Source organism: Pseudarthrobacter sp. WHRI 8279 (assembly GCF_040224115.2).
Classification (GTDB): Bacteria; Actinomycetota; Actinomycetes; order Actinomycetales; family Micrococcaceae; genus Arthrobacter.
In genome coordinates this window covers 1,770,152-1,786,362 of the sequence record NZ_CP168162.1, presented here as the reverse complement: position 1 = coordinate 1,786,362, position 16,211 = coordinate 1,770,152, and the positions used below count along the sequence as shown (strand labels likewise).

Genomic DNA, 16,211 nt, shown 5'->3' with positions numbered 1-16,211 from the left:
AGTGGCAATCTTTACGGACCCTATCAGGGAACACGCTGATTTTGGGCCGGGCGATGCCGAGTGGCTGCACCTCCTGGTGGGGGACTGGCAGATGGTTGCGGACCTTGCTTTCGCCGACCTGGCCCTGTGGTTTCCCCACCCTGAGCTTGGCTACGTGGCGCTCGCCCACGTGCGGCCCTCCACCACGCACACCGTGTTCCACGGGGATTTCGTGGGGGAGGGCATCCGCTCCGACCTGCAGCCCCTTGTGGACAAGGCCTGGAACAGCCGTTCCATCGAGCGCTCCAGCGAAACCAATTGGAGCAGCGATATGGCCCTCCGCGTGGAGGCCGTTCCCATGGTCCGCAACGGGCGCACGCTGGCGGTGGTCACCACCCATATGGATCTCTCCAGCTCGCGGATGCCGTCCCGCCTTGAACTCACGTACCGCCAGTGCGCCTACGACCTCCTGCGGATGGGCACGCTGGGGCTGTGGCCGGACTTCGCCTCGCCCACCGGTTCCCGCCGCGGCGCACCCCGCGTAGGGGACGGGCTCATCAGGCTGGATGCGGAGGGAATCGTGCAGTACGCGAGCCCCAATGGCGTCTCGGCGTTCAGACGGCTCGGTGATGGGGAATCGTTGGAGGGCCGCTCACTGGCCGAGGTGACCGCCAGCCTGCTCAAGGACCGCCGCATGGTGGACGAGACATTGCCCCTGGTGGTTACCGGGCGGATGCCCTGGCGCAGTGAAATCGAATCACGTGGCGTGAGCCTGTCACTGCGCGCGATTCCGTTGCGGGATGAGCAGCAACGGTTCGGCGCGCTGGTCCTTTGCCGTGATGTGTCGGAGCTTCGCCGGCGCGAAATGGAGCTGGTGACCAAAGATGCAACCATTCGTGAGATCCACCACCGCGTCAAGAACAATCTCCAGACTGTAGCGGCGCTGCTGCGCATGCAGTCCCGCCGGATGGTCAGCGACGAAGCAAAGCAGGGGCTGGAGCAGGCCATGCGCCGGGTCGCCACTATTGCGCTGGTCCACGAAACTTTGTCCCAGGGGCTTACGCAGAGCGTTGATTTCGACGAGCTGATCGGGCGCCAGTTCCGGTTGTCGGCCGAAGTCGCCTCACCCTCGCAGCAGGTCCGGACGGAGCGATCCGGCACTTTCGGAGAGCTGCCGAGCGATCTTGCCACCCCGCTGGCCCTTGTCATCAATGAACTGGTGACCAATGCTGTGGAGCACGGGCTCGAAGGCAGGGCCGGGACTGTCTGGCTCATCGCTGACCGGTCCGAGGGGGATGATGGTGAGGAACTGACTGTCACCATTGCCGACGACGGCGTGGGGCTTCCGGATACGCCTCACGTTGAGGGGCTTGGGCTTCAAATCGTTCGGACCTTGGTGACCAGCGAGCTGGGCGGGACTATCCAATGGCGGCCGCGCGAAGGCGGGGGCACCGCAGTGGAGATTCGGATAAGCCTGGCCGGTAAGTAAGTCCATTCCGCGGGAAGCTGTTGGTTAGCCCGACCTTCGGGTTGGGCAGGCCGAACAAGCAACAGCCCCGGCTGCAACCTTGTGGTTGCGGCCGGGGCTGTTATTTATGCCTTGCTGTATGCCTAGGAAGCGCGGCGGGCGCGTGCAGCGCGGCGCTTCAGCGCACGGCGCTCGTCTTCACTCATGCCGCCCCAGACGCCTGCGTCCTGGCCCGATTCCAACGCCCACTGCAGGCACGTGTCCACAACGGGGCAGCGGCGGCAGACGCTTTTTGCTTCTTCGATCTGCAGAAGGGCTGGCCCGGTGTTCCCGACGGGGAAGAAGAGTTCAGGGTCCTTTTCGAGGCACGCTGCGCGGTTACGCCAATCCATGCTGATCAGTTGCTCCATTTCTGGGAAGAGCCCTTGTGAAATTATTCACTAGTGGCTACAAAGGAAAAGGGCCCGGCAGGGCCCCCTTGGTCATCTGAATCAAGCCTGTCATGTTAACGACGTGTAAACAAGAGGTAATACGGCTTGATATCCGCGGAAAGCTGAGCGATACGTCACACTGGCGCTGGCGGCCCCAACCACTGTCCGACTATGTCCGGTAGGGTGCCAGTGTGTCAAGACCCCCGATAAACCCAACGAACCCCCAGCCTTCCTTCGAAGAACCCGGTCAGGGGCCGGAACGGCCTGATGGAATGGCCCAGGGTCACCGGCCGCCGGCCGCTATTGTCGTGACTCTGGTGGTAGCAGCAGAAGCCACGGCCCTACTGCTCGCTGCCGGCTGGTACGGGTACCAGTTGGTGATCGGGGCCCCGGTCCTGTCCTTCTGGGGAGCTGTATTCACCTTAGGCCTATTGCTTGCCTTCTCTGCGTGGCTGTACGCCGTTGCCGTCTTCCTTTTCCGGGGGTACCGCTGGACCCGCGCCGCTGCCCTGGTGGCGCAACTGTTTGTTTTAACCATCGGGTTCCCAGCCCTCAGCAGCGGCCTCGTGCCCGCCGGCCTCGCAATGCTGGTTCCTGCGGTCACCGCGATCGTGCTCCTGTTCAACAACAAAGTGATCAGCTACGCCTCCCGCACCGGAGGTGCCACCCCGGCATTATGACCCGGTTCCGTCGCATCAGGTCGTCCCCGCCCAGGCAACCTGCACCGCCGAAGACTTCCCGCGGGCAATCAGAACCCCCCTGCCCGGGGGAGGGTTCGGTTCTATCTCGAAGCGGATTCCGAAAAGGTCGCCCTCCGACATTGATCGCGGCCCCAGCAGGAGCCCTCTCCCGGCGGCGCGGGCGTCCATCGCCACGGGAACGCGCTGGATCAGTAAAGGACTGTAGCTGGCCGTGAAGACCACTGCCTGGCCCAGGCTGTGCAGGTCGGAGAGATCCCTGAGGGTACCGGCAGCCATCAGGTCAATGTCGTCCACCAACAGCGCCGCTGATCGGGGCAGTGTTCCCTGCCTCGCCTTCTCGAGGACTCCCTTCCAAAACTCGGCGGGGTCGCTCATCTTGGCGGGGTGAAGCCACGCGTCTGCACCCGGGTTCAGCGCCTGCAGGGCCCGCAGGAAGTTTGTTTTTCCTGATCCAGGTCCTCCCAAGACGGCAAAGGTGCCCCCTGGCGGCACCTGCACAAAGACGGGGTCCAGCTCGTCGCCGCCGACACCGACAAGCACATCCCGCGGCACGGACGCACCGGCCGCAGGGCGATGTCCAGCAACCCCTGCCAATGCTGGCGCGAAGATTCCTTCCGGTGCGTTGTCCCCGGCTTGCCTTGGCCCGTACTTTGCGGCTACCGCAGCCTTAGTCTGGGCCACTGCATCTGCAATAGCAGGCTGTCCCCGTCCCGTCGCCGTCCCTTGCGTACCATGGGCTGCTGCCCTGGCCTCCGCGACTGTCAGCCGGACGGGCAGCGGCTCAATCCGAAAGGGCCGTGCCAGAGACTGCTGGGTGACGGTCCTGCCGGCTCTGTCGGGCCCGGAAGTGTCGGGAGCGGGCTCGTAAAGCTGGCACACAGATGCGGTGCCGCAGGCAATGGAACCAAACGCTACGCCTCTACCCTTGACCGCTGCAGTGGCGGGCAGCTTTGGCCACGCTATCCTGCTGTCCTCATTGGAACCGGTGGGGAAATAGATGCGGCTGGGCAGCGATCCGCAGAACCTGGCGGTAACGAGTTCCCGCTCTCCGGAGATGATGACAGTAATTCCGGTCCTCATTCCGTCGCGGACAAGATCGAGCATTACGTCCTCGGCCCAAGCGAACGGGCCCGCCCGAAAAGCTGACACCCAGGAACCCCATCCAGAGATGGCGAGAACCAGCGGAATACCCCCGTGGTCAGCCCGGCTTAGCCGGGTGGCCAGTTCCTGGCCCAGCCGCTCAAGGACACGGACGCCCCGCCGCAGCTCATGCAGGCCGGCGTGAGCTCCGGTGCGCGGGTGCGCTGCCAGTCCGCGGAACGCGGCAACCGCATCCAGGAAGTACAAGTGGGTTTCTTCCGCATGTTCTGCCATGCCACGGACTGCCAGTTCGAGGGCTTCTGATGCTCCGGACAGGGGAGCACCTATCAAGGCAAGATGGCCGTCAGTTGACGGGCACCAGACCAAGGACCTGATTTCCTGCCGATGGGGCATGTCGATCAGGCCCAATGCAATAGCTGGCCCCTTTGTCCTGCCGCCCCCCGGGTGCAACACGGGCACGCCGGACTCAGGGCGGGCTGGCTTCAGCGGCAGCGGAGGGGCCACCGGAATCCGCGGTGCCGGACCTGCCGCTATGGTCCAAAGATGCCGAACCATCGCGACGAGAGGGGCAGCTGCCTGTGCGGGAGTCCGGCCCGCGGGACCTGCAGGTGCCGGGCTGATTTGGCCGCAGGCAGAAAGGAAATCAGCGGCGAGCTGCACCTTGATTTCTTCCAGGTCCCCGTCCGGGGCGGGCATCCCGATTGATGCAGCCTGAAACTCCACAGGCGGTTCCGTACCCCGGGCGATGAAGGCACGCCCCGGGGTGCCAATGCTGATTCCTGCAGCAGCGTTGCTCTGGAGGATATCGTGCGACTCCATACCGGATTGAACGCGGAGCGCGATGCTTGAGGTGACGTTTGCCCGGATATCTGCGGTCAGTGCGCCCTGGGGCCGCTGGGTTGCCATGACCAGGTGCAGGCCAAGCGAGCGGCCGATTGAGGCGATGCGCATCAGTTCTCGGAGTACTTCGGGCGCATCGTCCACGAGCATGCGGAACTCGTCGATGACGATCACCAAGTGGGGAAGTGGGTTGTCCCGGGAGGCAGGAGAGGTTCGGTAGGCTGCAAGGTCCGGCACCTGTGCCGCAGCGAGGGCTTGCTCGCGGAGCCTGATCTCAGCCTTGAGCGAGGTAAGCGTACGTTCGAGCTCATGGGCGGACAAGTCGGTCAGGACGCCGACGCAGTGGACCAGTCCGTCCAAGGGGCTGAGTCCGGCACCGCCTTTGAAATCGATGAAAAGGAAATTGACGCGGTCCGGCGGATGGGTCAGAGCCAGTGCCAGCACCAGGCTGCGCAGCAGTTCGGACTTTCCTGAACCAGTTGTTCCTGCAACCAGCACGTGCGGACCATCGCTTTGCAGGTCCAGGATCAAGGGACCCGTTGCCTGGAGGCCCAGGGGGACTGCCAGAGTGCCCGCGCGCGCAGGGGAGTTCCAGCGGGCAGCAGTGTGCGTGGGGGACGGAGGCAGCAGCCCGTCAAGGGTGCAGACCGGGGGAACTTGGTTCTCCGCGCGGTCCAGCCGCTGCGGGGAGGCCGCCAGTTGCCGGCAGTAGCTGCTGAACACATCCTCAGGCGCGAGGTCCGGGATGAACGTGGTTTCCCTGCCTGGCTCGCGCAGGTACGACTCCTTTTCGGTGAGTTCTACGTCGGCAATACCGGAAGGGCTGTCAGCCGAACGAAACTCCAGCACTTGCCAGCCCTGTTGAGCCGCCTGCTCGAGCAGCCCTGCCTCATCCTCGCCCAAGGCGGACGTGAGCAGGAGCACGCCGTGATCATGGTTGTGATTGAAACCTTCCGTGAGCGTGCGCAGGCACGACTCCAGGGAGGCGGCCAGCGTGACGCTGCGGAGAAAGCGGGCAGGAAGGGGAAGTGTTCCCGGATGGCCGCAGATCACAATGCGCGCCCTGCAGCCTCCTGGATACCCGGCGAGTTGCATAACGAGTGACCGCAGCATTCCGTCGAGCATTGTCCGGGGTCCCCGCAAGGTGGTGGGGCTGTGCGCCGGGTTCAACAACACGGGCATCTCCCCGGCGGACGGAATCGCCTGCGGAGCGTTCCCCGATTCGATCTTCAGGTTGGCGGCCTGCGGAGCCAGTCCAAGCCGCAGCCACACCCTGCCCTCCCCGGGAGCTGCCGAAGGCGCAACCTGGCATTGGGCTGCAGCGAGCGCCAGCAGCGCCAGTGACGGGCCGGCGCGCTTCCGCCGCTCCTGGTCCGCCTTGACGGCGGCGCTGATCCTGTTGGCGAATTCGAGCCGCTGCCGACGCCCGGCAGCCAGCGGGATGAGCACGGATACTGCCGAAACCGCCGCAAAAGCCAGGAACATCCACATGCCCGTGAGGACGGCGAGTCCCACGCCGATGACCAGGGGAAGCACTGCGGTGAGCACAAGGATTCCGCGGTTGCCGGACTCCGGACGACCCGCAACGGTAAGGGGATCCTGGACTGAAGTGCCGGCGTCGGCAAGTGCTTTCTCCGGGCCGTCGAGAAAGATCAGGGACATCGTTGAACTGCCACAGCGGATGGAGGTAGCCGAGGAGATCAGCGCATGGCGTACCCGCTCGCCGTCGATGAACGTGCCGTTGGCACTGCCCAGATCGACGATCATGATGTCCTTTTCGGTGACGACCAGACGGGCGTGTTCCCGGGAAAGCTCAGGGTCCGGGATGATGATGCGGGTGCTACTTCTGCCAATGGTGTAGGTGCCGCGCTGCAGGGGAATCAGGGTGCCGGCTCCGGCGCCGCTGTGAACCGCCAAAGCGATGGGGGCACCGGAATCGGAGGCAGGCCGCCGCCGGGCTTTCCGGCCAGCGGGCTCGCTTCCGCCGTCAACCAGGACGGCGCCCGCGATCAGGGGTGCCGTTCCGAGGCTCAGGGAACGCAGATCCTCCCCGTCAACATAGACAACTCCCGTGCCGAACGTACTGACAAGCTCAGTGTGGATTGCCTCACCGGACGTGCCGGCGGGAGCCGTGACAGTGAGTTCCAGGGGCGGTCCGGCTTGCGGTGACCGCGGGCCTCGGACCAGTGTGCAGTGAAGCGTCATGGTTGCAGATCCTTTGGTGCCTTTGCACTCAGGCTAGCCAGCGGCACTGACTGCGCGACACTCCCATATGTCCCATGTGGACAAGTTCCGCATGTCCGTGGCAGAGGTGCTGTGTGCGCGCCGGTGCCCAGCCGATTCGACGAGGGCTGCTGTGCCTCGGGTAGGCTAGAGCAGCAGACTTTGGACGACATTGTGCTGCCCGCATACGACACTGGAGATTTTGTGACCGCTGACCTCGTTATCGTTGGGTCCGGCTTTTTTGGCCTGACAATCGCAGAACAGGCCGCTACTGAACTCGGCTTGAAGGTCGTCGTTATCGACCGCCGCCACCACATCGGTGGTAATGCATACAGCGAAAGAGAAGAGCAGACAGGTATCGAGGTGCACCGCTACGGGGCCCACCTGTTCCACACCTCAAACGAGCGTGTGTGGGAGTACGTCAACCGTTTCACCACGTTCACGAACTACGTCCACAAGGTTTACGGCGTCCACAAGGGCGAGGTCTATTCCCTGCCCATCAACTTGGCCACGATCAATCAGTTCTTCCGTGCCAACCTCACGCCCGGCCAGGCGCGTGACCTTATCCAGGAGCAGGCAGGCGAACTTGCCGGAACGGATCCCCAGAACCTGAATGACAAGGGAATCCAGCTGATTGGCCGTCCCTTGTACGAGGCATTCATCAAGCACTACACAGGAAAGCAGTGGCAGACGGATCCCAAGGACCTGCCGGCTGGCATCATCTCCCGGCTTCCGGTTCGCTACAACTACGACAACCGGTACTTTAACGACAAGTACGAGGGCCTTCCCACGAACGGCTACACCGCGTGGATCGAGAAGATGGCAGAGCACCCGAACATTGAGGTGCGGCTGAATACAGATTTCTTCGACGAGTCGCATGAGTACAGCAAGAAAAGAGTGGTGGGCAACATCCCGGTTGTTTACACGGGGCCGGTTGACCGCTATTTCGATTACGCCGAAGGCGACCTTTCCTGGCGCACCATCGATTTTGAAGAAGAAGTCCTGGATATCGGTGACTTCCAGGGCACCTCGGTTGTGAACTACAACGACGACGACGTCCCCTACACCCGCGTCATCGAACCCCGCCATTTTCATCCGGAGCGCGACTACCAGACGGAGAAGACAATTATCATGCGCGAATTCTCGCGCTTTGCCGAGAAGGGCGATGAGCCGTACTACCCGGTCAACACTTCCGCCGACCGGGAACGCCTGCTCAAGTACCGAGACCTCGCTGCTGTGGAGAATGACGTCCTGTTTGGCGGCCGGCTGGGCACATACAAATACCTTGATATGCATATGGCCATTGGTTCTGCACTCAGCATGTTCGACAACAAAATCAGGCCGCACTTCGAGGCGGGCACCAAACTTGAAAGTGGAGGAGTGGACGCATGAGTGAGCAAGAAGAAAGCACCCGCTGGGCACCTATTCAGCGCATCATTCTGCCCTCGTCGGACCAGCCGGACACAGTGTCCCTCTATGTGGATGCCGGATCCGCCAGTGGAATTCGGCTTCGCGAAAATGATGAGTTTGCCCGAACGCCCAAGCTGCTTGAAGATAAGCTGCAGATGTCCAGTTCGGAAAGCCGTGAGGCACACTTCGAAGACCTTTTGTCCCGTCACTCCATGCGCATCCGTTCTGGTGAACAGATGTCTTTTGGCACCTACTTCAACGCGTTCCCTGCGAGTTACTGGCGGCGCTGGACCTCCGTGCGCGACGTGCGCCTCGTAGTCCAGACAAAAGGAACCGGGACCGTAACTGTCTACAAGTCCAACGCCCGCGGGTCTGTGCAGCGGGTCGATGGAAAACATGTCGACGGTACTGCCACTTCAATCTTTGAACTGACGCTGAAGCCGTTCGGAGACGGCGGCTGGTATTGGTTTGACTTGGCTGCGAGCTCCGGTGATCTCGTTATTGAGAACGGGCAGTGGGAAGCCCGGGACGGTTCCCGGCCGAAGGGCCAGGTAACGCTGCAAATCACCACCATGAATAAACCTGACTTCTGCCTTAACAACGCCCGAATTTTGGCTGAGAACCGTGACGTGTTGGACAACGTCAAGGAGATTCTCATTGTGGACCAGGGAACATTGAAGGTCGAACAGCAAGAGGACTTCGAGGCTGTTAGGGAATCACTGGGCGGCAAGCTAAGGGTGATAAACCAGGCCAACCTCGGGGGATCGGGCGGCTTCGCCCGCGGGATGTATGAGTCGGTAGAAAACGGCAGCGACTACGTACTTTTGCTCGATGACGACATTGTGGTGGAGCCCGAGAGCATTGTCCGGCTGCTAACTTTCGCCGACCATTGCCGGAAACCGACCATTGTTGGTGGCCATATGTTCGACCTCTATAACCGCAGCGTCCTGCATACCTTCGGCGAGGTCGTGGATCCGTTCCGGATTGTTCCGGCCCTGCCGCATGCCGACATGGAAACACGGCACGACTTCAGCGTAGCCAATCTCCGCCAGACTCCGTGGCTGCACCGGCGCGTGGATGTGGATTACAACGGATGGTGGATGTGTCTGATCCCAACATCGGTCATCAAGGAGATCGGCCTATCCCTTCCGCTCTTCATTAAATGGGACGATGCCGAGTATGGACTTCGCGCGAGGGAAGCAGGATTCGCCACCGTGTCACTCCCCGGTGCGGCTGTGTGGCACGTCTCCTGGATTGACAAGGATGACCTGGTGGGCTGGCAGGCGTATTTCCACGCCAGGAACCGGCTGATCACCACGCTGATCCACAGTCCCTATCCAAAGGGGGGCCGTGTTTTGCGTGAATCCGTGCAGGCCGATGTTAAACATCTTGTGTCCATGCAGTACTTCACCGAGCACGGTCGGATTGAGGCGCTCCGGGACCTCTTCAAGGGGCCCGAAGGTCTCCATAAACTCCTGCCCACCAAACTGCCGGAGATCAATGCGCTGAAGTCCGAGTATCCGGATGCCCAGCTGAAGGATGACGTGGACGACTTCCCTGCCCCGAAGATCGGCCGCGGACCTATGGGGGGCACAGTCGTAGGAATGCCCAGCAAGAAGGAGCTGATTCCTTGGGGGATAAAGACGGTTGCCCGGCAGCTGATCAAAGCGCCCGGTCCGGAGAGCACCGAGCGTCCTCAAGGATACTTGGCCCACCGGGATAACCGTTGGTTCAGGGTTGCCCACTACGACAGCGTTGTGGTGTCCAACGCCGAAGGCACCGGTGCTTCGTGGTATCAGCGGGACCCAAAAAAGCTGAAATCGATGCTCGCCGAAGCGACCCTGCTGCACGCCAAGCTACTTCGAGAGTGGGACAAGCTCGCCGACCAGTATCGTCGGGCTGTGCCGGAAATCAGCTCCTTCGACGCCTGGAAGAAGACGTTCGAGGCGAATGCGAAGGACGACGCCTAGATGGCCGGTCAAACCGACCAGTTAGTAAAGCCTGGAAGCGGACGAGGGCTTCTTGACGTATACGGGGACAGGTTCCTCCTAAAGCTGCTGGTGCGCAAGGAAATCAAGGTGCGCTACCGCGGCTCCGTATTGGGGCTGCTCTGGTCCTATGTCAAGCCGCTGGTGCAGTTCCTCATCTACTTCGTTGCGCTGGGCATCTTCCTGAACCTCCAGCGGGGCACACCCAACTACGCCATCTATTTGTTTGCCGGCATTGTCCTGGTGAATTTCTTCACGGAGTCGCTCTCAAATGCAACCCGTTCCATTGTTGATAATCGTGATCTGATTCGGAAGATTTACCTCCCCCGAGAACTGTTTCCGGTATCCACTGTGTGGGTTTCGGCCGCCCACTTCCTGCCGCAACTACTCGTCCTGATTGGTGCCTGTTTTGTTGTGGGCTGGACGCCATCGATCCTGCAATTGGGCGCGGTGGTCCTGATTTTCGGGATGGTCGCTGTTCTGGCCACGGGGCTGGGCCTTATGTTCGGTGCTATCAACGTCTATTTCCGCGACTCCGAAAACATTGTGGATATGATCGTGATGGTCGTAACGTGGGCCTCGCCCGTACTCTATGTCTGGTCAATGGTCGAACGGGTGATGGGACCATGGTTCTGGGTCTACCAGCTGAACCCCATGACAGTCGCCGTCGAGGTCTTCCACTGGGCGTTTTGGGAACCGACGCTGAAAGCGGATCAGATGGTCGCCGACACAATGCCGCCCGATCTTCTGACGGTCTGGTTGCCCGTAGCGATGCTGGTGACATTAGCAGTTTTGTTCCTGGGCCAGTTGACATTCCGCCGCCTTGCCATCCACTTTGCACAGGAGCTTTGAGATGACTTCCCACGGCAACGTGGCCATCAGTTGTGTGGGCCTCAGGAAGCAGTTTGTCCTGCGCCATACACGCTCGTTGAAGGAAGCCCTTGTTTGGCTCGTCAAGGGCCGGAAGGGGGACTTGTCCAAAAAGTTCCTGGCGCTTAAAGACGTTTCTCTTGAGGTGAAACAAGGGGAAACGGTGGCGCTTATGGGCCTCAACGGCTCCGGAAAGTCGACACTGCTGAAGCTCATTTCTGGAGTTCTGCAGCCAGACGGCGGGACTGTCCGGACACGGGGCCGGGTGGCCGGACTGATTGAAGTGGGTGCCGGGTTTCACCATGACCTGAGCGGTCGTGACAACGTGTACCTGAACGGCGCGATTCTCGGGATGACTGAGAAGCAGATCGATAATATGTTTGATTCAATCGTCGAGTTCTCCGAGATTGGTGAATTCATCGACACCGAAGTCAAATTCTATTCGTCCGGAATGTATCTCCGGCTCGCTTTCTCCATCGCAGTGCACACAGATCCTGAAGTGTTCCTGATCGACGAAATTTTGGCTGTCGGCGACGAACCATTCCAACGGAAGTGCATCGCAAAGATCAAGGAGCTGGCCGATTTGGGCAAGACGCTTTTTGTGGTCAGCCATGATCTGGACCTCGTTGCCACTGTCTGTGAGCGCGGCGTCCTTCTGGAGCACGGCCAAGTCATTATGGACGGGGATGTGCATGACGTCGTTTCGGAACTGCGTCGCCGGTCCCTCACTGAGACTTAGAGCTAGAAGCCGGTGAACTGGATCGACGTGGTTTCCTAGCCGGCGCCTCCCTGTCAGTATCTGTCCCAAATCTCCCGAGAGTGGTGTTCCGTGTCCTGGTGGCAATCATTGCCAGTAATCCTTACAGCAGTGCTGCTGCTATTGCTTCCTGGTTTGGCAACCGCGTTGGCTGTCCGAATGCGGGGAATCAGTGCCCTCCTGGTCGCACCAGCGTTCAGCATCGGAACTATCGGGTTCCTGGCGCTGATATTTCCATTTGCCCGGATACCGTGGTCGCCAGTACCGGTCGTTGTAGGCTGCGCGGTCGTCTCAGTTGTTGCGTTCTTTGTGTCCAAATTTTGGGGTTCGGGGAAAGCCCGCGCCGAACATCCTCGGAGCAGGTCAGGATTATCCCTGACGGTGGGCGTCGGAATCGTCATTACGTCTTTGGTCATCAGCATGCAAATGGCAACTGCCATGATCCATCCCGACTCCATTTCGCAGACCTACGATAATGTCTTCCATTTGAATGCAGTCCGTTGGGCAATGGAGTCACAAAATTCATCACCCCTCAATTTGGGAGCCTTTACGGGGATCAGTGCCTATCCCGCGGGTTGGCACGCATTTGTGGCAATCGTGGGGGAGCTCACGGGTGCGACCATACCCGTCCTCGTGAATTCCACCAGCATTGCCATCGGCGCAGTAGCGTGGCCACTCAGCGCTCTCTTCCTCACCTTTGCGGTCGCCGGATATCGTAAGGCGACGGCGATCGTGACCTTAGTTTTCTCAGCTGGCTTTGCGACATTTCCGATCCTGATGATCGACTGGGGCGTGCTGTATCCCAATCTGCTTTCGATCTCTGTCCTGCCTGCCGCGCTGGGGCTCGCCTTCACTGCGCTGGGGCTGGGTTATCACAGCCGCCCGCCAGCCCTGATCGCTTGGCTAAGCCTGGGTGTTGCCGTCGCAGGAGTCGCCCTCGCACACCCAAGTACGTTGATGGCTTTTCTGGCATTCGCTCTTCCAGGAGCATTGGCGGTCTACTACTTCCGGATCAGGCGTCTTTGGCCGCCAGAATCCAAGGATTCCCGGCGTCAGGCCCGGATTCTGACTGCAGCGCTGCTCGGTGGCCTGGTCCTGCTAACAGTTGTGTGGTACTTCCTTCGGCCCCCGTCAGATGCGGCGAATTGGAGGGTTGTCCAAACCCCTCCCCAGGCCATAGGGGAGCTCCTGTTCAATGCTCCGTTGGGCCGTCCGTCCCAAGAGATACTCAGCGTTTGCCTCATTGCGGGCATAGTCCATCTCTGGATCACGAAGTCTAGACGGTGGTTGATCGGAACGTATCTCATCGGCGCGGCTCTGTTCTTCTTCGCCGCAGGGTACAACGCACCCATTAGGCAATTCATCACGGGAGTCTGGTACTTCGACAGCTACCGCTTGGCGGCATTGCTGCCCGTTGTCGTTTTGGGACCAGCGGTTATTGGCGCGCTGTTCCTCTTAGATCTTGTAAGAGAAAAGATCCGGACGGCTGATGGGTCCGTTTTTGGAAAGACCCGACTTCCTGGTACCCCAGGTCCCACACGGCAGGCCGTCCTGGTCTCGGTGGTCTATGCCGCGGCCATTGTTCCAATAGCACCTCAACTGCTGCCGGTGAATTTTGCCTCCTACCAAGCACACTGGCAATACCGCAGTGACGCCAATGCTGCGCTCCTGTCCCCAGAGGAAAGAAAATTGTTGGAGCGCCTTCCGCAAACAACCGAGCCAGACGCCAACATTGCCGGGTTACCAAGCAGCGGGACGGCACTGGCCTACGCGTTGTCCGGCCGTACTGTTATCCAGCCCCACATCCTGACCACTCATGGGTCTGACGTCGATGTCGTAAATGCCGGCCTCAAGGACGCTGCTGATTTTCCCGCTGTCTGTGAGTCTGTTCGAAGCCTTAACGTCCGGTATGTTCTGGACTTTGGCACCAGGACCGTCACGGGAACCCTCGCCGGCTATGGCGGTGTAATGGATCTTGAGGAGAATGCAAGCCTGGAGCTCGTTGATTCGGAAGGATCCGGCGCGCGTCTATTCAGGGTTGAAGCCTGCTGGTAGGAGGCGGCTGATCGGAATGCCGATCGGCACTACGCGGAAAGCCGTCCTCGCCTACTTCTCCTTAACGCTTCCCAACAGTGTTTCCAGCTTGTCCCATGTCTTGACGTTGCATTCATTGTCGCGGCGGAAGCTGGTCCTGACTGCCTTGCCATCGATCTCGCCGAAAACATCTGCAATATGCGGCTGACCAACGGCCTCACAGTCTTCACTGGTCTCGGCCGACTCATACTCCAGGAGACTCGGTTGCCGTTCCAGAACCCTGCAGGCGTCCCCTGCACCCGGAAGATCTGTTCCCTCTACGGCCGAGGTTCCAACGCAAACGAGATGATGTGTCGACTGAAGACCGGCATTTCCGCTCAGGGTGGTAACCGTCAGCCGCACGTCTGGTTCCCGATCTGATGGCGGGTACGTAGTGCTGGCGGTTTTAGTTGGCTGCAGGGTAGGCGTGGGGGAGTTCCTGGGAGGCGCGTCGGCAATACTGCATGAGCTGAGGGCCGCACCTGCAGCAACTATCGAGAGGATGACTTTAATCGGGGTTCGCATGATGCTCCTTGGCTGAACTGCAGCCTTCGCGATAGTGGATCTGCTGGTAGTGCGAGTGGCGTCCTTCTTTGCCATAGTCCGGGATGGCCCGCCTCCTGCGGACCAATCTCCAGCCGCAAGTTCCGGCTTAGTGACAGCAGACTGCATCATTCATCCAGGAGTTCCAGAAGATAGGCGCCGTAACCGCTCTTCACCAGGGGCTCTGCGCGGCGGCGCAGGTCGTCGTTCGTAAGGAAGCCCAAACGCCACGCGATCTCCTCCGGGGCGCCGATTTTCTGGCCCTGCCGGTTTTCCACCGTCCGAATGAAGTTCGATGCGTCGCTGAGATCGTTGAACGTTCCGGTATCCAACCACGCGGTCCCGCGCGGCAGAATTTCCACCTGCAGATTGCCACGGTCCAAGTACACCTTGTTGACGTCGGTAATTTCCAACTCTCCGCGAGGAGAGGGCTTGAGGCTCTTCGCAATGTCGATTACGTCGTTGTCATAGAAATAGAGGCCAGGAACGGCATAGTGGCTGCGTGGGTGCGCGGGCTTCTCCTCAAGGGAAAGTGCTTTGCCTTCGCTGTCGAATTCCACCACTCCATACGCCGAGGGATCTTTTACCCAGTAGCCGAACACGGCGCCCCCCTTGATGTTCGCGTGCCGACGCAACTGCGTGCCCATGCCTTGGCCGTAGAAGATGTTGTCTCCAAGAACCAGGGCAACGGTGTCGTCGCCTATGTGATCTGCCCCTAGGATAAACGCCTGCGCGAGGCCGTCCGGGCTGGGCTGCTGGACGTAGGAGAGGTTCACACCGAACTGTGAACCATCACCAAGAAGGCGCTGGAACTGGTCCGCGTCCTGGGGCGTGGTGATGATGAGGATGTCCCGGATGCCCGCCAGGATCAACGTGGACAGGGGATAGTAGATCATTGGCTTGTCGTAGACCGGGACCAACTGCTTACTGATGCCAAGCGTGATGGGGTGGAGCCTGGATCCGGTGCCTCCGGCAAGGATAATTCCGCGCATTAGTCCATCATTGCCGCAGCTTTGGCGCGGGGCAAACCGGGACGGTGTCAGCGTCAACACACGTTGCTAACCCATTGGGTTCAGTCGAGGCTTGACGCCTATGTTTTACCAAAGGCTGTTAAGCCGTAATCGTCGCATTTCGCTTGTTTCCAAGGGATACTTGACCCTAGTTAAGTACTGGACTTTTCCGGGGCACCCTTGGGTTCACCAGTTGGCGTCCAGGTGGCACTAGGCAATGTGTTTCGTCGGGAGTAACAGCACGGATGGACGGTCTTAACTTTTTAGGGTTCCGCGGCTTGCGAGTTGAGGCCCAAGACGAGGGGTACTAGCTGGCCCAGCGTGTTGCCCGAATCACGTCGATATAGATTATCCAGTGCTTACCGTCAATTCGGTCCCCCGATCATCTTCTGTTGAGGAAGCCTGTGAGTTCAGAGGCTTCGTGTCGCCGACACTCCACGTCTAATGAGATGGTGAATACGAATTTTGAATACGACGCCGGGGCGCTGCTTAGCCGTTCCTGGAAGTGTAAGGACTCACTGCCTGGCATCTAAAACGATAGCCAGGGTATACCGCCTGGCCGCGCAGTATGCCAATTGTGTTGTCTGAACGTCTGACAGCGTCCGGGCAATGGACCCAGCAGTATGTTAACAGCGAACGTTTGCCTGTTCATCAGCATCTTGCTGGCCCGAGCGTTGAACGCTGCAGCTACTGTGGATCTGGTGGTCGCAGCATGAAGGTATGCCGTCTAGTGGCTGGCCGGGGGAAGCGGAGCGGCTGCTGCCTCCCCAATAGACTCCAGGCGGCTCAGCAGGACAGGACCCGTTGCGGCTTCGGC

The 16,211-nt window shown here is 60.4% G+C and carries 11 protein-coding genes; 7 read left to right on the top strand and 4 right to left on the bottom strand.

Translation table 11 applies throughout. From position 1 onward, the window contains the following. Nucleotide 1: 1 nt before the first annotated feature. Entirely contained in the window at nt 2-1,468 is a 1,467-nt protein-coding gene (locus ABRP28_RS08110) for a sensor histidine kinase (RefSeq protein WP_104184989.1), read from the top strand. A 122-nt stretch (nt 1,469-1,590) separates the two neighbouring features. Here ABRP28_RS08110 and ABRP28_RS08105 read toward each other — a convergent pair whose 3' ends face one another. Beyond that, on the bottom strand, nt 1,591-1,839 hold the full coding sequence (locus ABRP28_RS08105; protein WP_015937605.1) for a WhiB family transcriptional regulator: 249 nt from the start codon (nt 1,837-1,839) through the stop codon (nt 1,591-1,593). Between the two features lie 311 nt (nt 1,840-2,150). Between ABRP28_RS08105 and ABRP28_RS08100 the strand changes: the two genes are divergently transcribed. After that, the gene (locus ABRP28_RS08100) at nt 2,151-2,558 is read left to right on the top strand and encodes a hypothetical protein (protein WP_350001768.1); all 408 of its coding nucleotides are present in this window, start codon (nt 2,151-2,153) and stop codon (nt 2,556-2,558) included. Between the two features lie 15 nt (nt 2,559-2,573). On the opposite strand, the gene ABRP28_RS08095 is transcribed toward ABRP28_RS08100, so the two are convergent. Next, nucleotides 2,574-6,725, bottom strand: coding sequence for an FtsK/SpoIIIE domain-containing protein (locus ABRP28_RS08095; protein ID WP_350001765.1), 4,152 nt, complete (start codon nt 6,723-6,725; stop codon nt 2,574-2,576). 222 nt (nt 6,726-6,947) lie between these two features. Between ABRP28_RS08095 and glf the strand changes: the two genes are divergently transcribed. The 5 genes from glf (at nt 6,948) to ABRP28_RS08070 (ending at nt 13,823) form a co-directional block, all read left to right on the top strand. After that, nucleotides 6,948-8,135, top strand: coding sequence for a UDP-galactopyranose mutase (gene glf / locus ABRP28_RS08090; protein WP_350001763.1), 1,188 nt, complete (start codon nt 6,948-6,950; stop codon nt 8,133-8,135). Then, nucleotides 8,132-10,123 carry a glycosyltransferase gene (locus ABRP28_RS08085; RefSeq protein WP_350001761.1) on the top strand — a complete coding sequence of 664 codons (1,992 nt, stop codon included), beginning with the start codon at nt 8,132-8,134 and terminating at the stop codon, nt 10,121-10,123. The genes glf and ABRP28_RS08085 overlap by 4 nt, the downstream gene beginning before the upstream one ends. Then, nucleotides 10,124-10,993 carry an ABC transporter permease gene (locus ABRP28_RS08080; RefSeq protein ID WP_350001759.1) on the top strand — a complete coding sequence of 290 codons (870 nt, stop codon included), beginning with the start codon at nt 10,124-10,126 and terminating at the stop codon, nt 10,991-10,993. 1 nt (nt 10,994) lies between these two features. Then, complete coding sequence (locus ABRP28_RS08075; protein WP_163162339.1) at nt 10,995-11,750, top strand: ABC transporter ATP-binding protein; 756 nt, start codon at nt 10,995-10,997, stop codon at nt 11,748-11,750. A gap of 90 nt (nt 11,751-11,840) precedes the next feature. Continuing rightward, nucleotides 11,841-13,823 carry a DUF6541 family protein gene (locus ABRP28_RS08070; RefSeq protein ID WP_350001756.1) on the top strand — a complete coding sequence of 661 codons (1,983 nt, stop codon included), beginning with the start codon at nt 11,841-11,843 and terminating at the stop codon, nt 13,821-13,823. A gap of 51 nt (nt 13,824-13,874) precedes the next feature. On the opposite strand, the gene ABRP28_RS08065 is transcribed toward ABRP28_RS08070, so the two are convergent. Continuing rightward, nucleotides 13,875-14,441: a hypothetical protein gene (locus tag ABRP28_RS08065; protein ID WP_374152953.1), complete on the bottom strand. Its 567-nt coding sequence runs from the start codon at nt 14,439-14,441 to the stop codon at nt 13,875-13,877. Nucleotides 14,442-14,512: 71 nt separating this feature from the next. Next, a complete protein-coding gene (gene rfbA, locus ABRP28_RS08060) occupies nt 14,513-15,376 on the bottom strand; it encodes a glucose-1-phosphate thymidylyltransferase RfbA (RefSeq protein WP_350001753.1) in 864 nt (287 codons plus the stop codon). Nucleotides 15,377-16,211 lie beyond the last annotated feature (835 nt).